A 1,789-nucleotide genomic window follows, 5' to 3' on the forward strand; every position below is an offset into this window, starting at 1 on the left:
AATCCACGCCACGATGGCACCGCGTGCCGACGCTGCATGGATTCCCGATCTGGGTCGGGAATGACTCGGTTTCGGGGCTTGTGACATCAGAACGGCGTTTCTGCGCTGTCTGAGGAGGTCAAGTTGCTAACAGGCTCTAGTTCGGGATCAGGATCACGACGGCGCGCGGAGCCCCGTCCTCGCCCGGCCCGACGAGCGAGACGGCATCGATGCTCGACTGGTCCGCGAAGGGTCGCGGCGTGACGCGCGGCGGGACCGCCGGGAACCCAATGATGAACCGCGCGAGCCCAGAGCGGTCGAGTACCAGGTCCTGGACGATACCGGTCAGCGAAGCCGAGCCGAAGGAGAACGTCTGCGTCTCCTCGTCGAGCATGGCCGAGGCGAGGAAGACCGGCTCGGGGTTCGGGTTGTCGTCGGTGGCGAGCCCTAGACCGTAGAGTACCAATTCACGTACCTGAGGCCGGACAAAGCCCATCGGAGCCGGGTCCGCAAGCGAGTCGGCATCGACGCGGATAAACGCCGTGTTGATGTCCGCCCGCCCGAGCGCGTCGACCTCCACCTTCAGTTGAATGCTTTCGCCGGTGCCGTCCTGGATGCGGAGGCGCCCGTCGGCCGGCGGGGCTGCGGGAGGCGTCCGGTCGAGGTTGCTGAAGAGTTCGGAGGCGCGGTAGATCACCGTGTCCTCGGCCGAGACGAGCTCCAGCGTGGAGCCTCCGCTGAAGCCGTAGACGGCGTTGCCGCCGTCCTGCGCCTGAAGCTGGAAGCCGTGAAACAGGTTTGAGAACTGGCTGCTTCGTAGCGTCGTGTCGTTGTCCGCGATCCAACTGTCGGGCAGCGAAATTTCCACGAGCGAGTCGCTGGCCGCGACCTCGAAGCTGACGATGGTGGCCTCCTGCACGGGGAAGAGCGTGTCCGATGCAGCACTGACGGCGTCCCACTCCTCCAGCACCTGCCGCAGATCGAACGTCGTGGAGGCGAGGGTGTCGCCGTAGACGTAGCGCCGCTGGAGTTGGAGGGTCACCTCACGCAGCGGGCGCTCCAAAAAGCCCTCGGGGAAGTTCGAAGGCGGCAGAAAGTCGACGTAGCCGAGAGCCGTCGTCGTCCCGAAGGCGGGGTCGTCCACGCGCCCGGCGAGCGCCTGGAAGTCATTGAAACCCTCTTCCGTCAGAAACGCCCCGGTGAGGTCGTCAAACGCCGCCGCCTCGACCGAGTCGGCGGCGACGGTGCGGACGTTCGGGTCGTTGCCGTCCGGGTCTCCGAGGCCGTCGGGGAGGCCGGCTGGGTTCTCGCAGCCGGCGAGCAGGAGGAGGCACAGGACAGCCGCGCCGGAGAGACCAGGGAGGGCGGCGCGGGCGGGCCGGGATCGGCGCATACGGGCAGAGCGTGAGGAAGGCGTAGGTCGGGATGCGTGGGGATAAACGCATGCGCGCCGGTTCTCAGTATGGCCCCGGCGCGCACGTCAAAAGAACGCACGCACCGCGCCAGGGCGCAGGGAAGAGTTGGCGAAAAGAACCCGCCTCGCTGGGATCGGGCGGTGCGGGCCCGGACAAAAAACGGAGGGGCTCCAGCGATGGAGCCCCTCCGCAGAGCGAGAGACGGAGCGTGCGCCTCGTCAGTTCATGCGTACCGCGTACACCTCGTCGAGCAGGCCCTGGAGCTTGGTCCGGCCCCGGTTGATCCGGCTCTTGACCGTGCCCATCGGCAGCCCCGTGATCTCCGCGATCTCCTCGTAGGCCAGGTTCTGCACGTCGCGCAGCACGACCACCTCGCGGAACTCCTCCGGGATCTG

At 67.2% G+C, this 1,789-nt stretch carries 2 protein-coding genes; both read right to left on the reverse strand.

Annotated features, from left to right (window positions below; genetic code table 11):
- Positions 1 to 136: 136 nt before the first annotated feature.
- Complete coding sequence (locus AAGI91_17805) at positions 137 to 1,372, reverse strand: hypothetical protein (protein ID MEM1044469.1); 1,236 nt, start codon at positions 1,370 to 1,372, stop codon at positions 137 to 139.
- A gap of 240 nt (positions 1,373 to 1,612) precedes the next feature.
- Positions 1,613 to 1,789: sigma factor-like helix-turn-helix DNA-binding protein (locus tag AAGI91_17810; GenBank protein ID MEM1044470.1), on the reverse strand; the 177-nt coding region annotated here is incomplete at its 5' end.

It is taken from the genome of Bacteroidota bacterium (assembly GCA_038746285.1).
Classification (GTDB): Bacteria; Bacteroidota; Rhodothermia; order Rhodothermales; family JANQRZ01; genus JANQRZ01.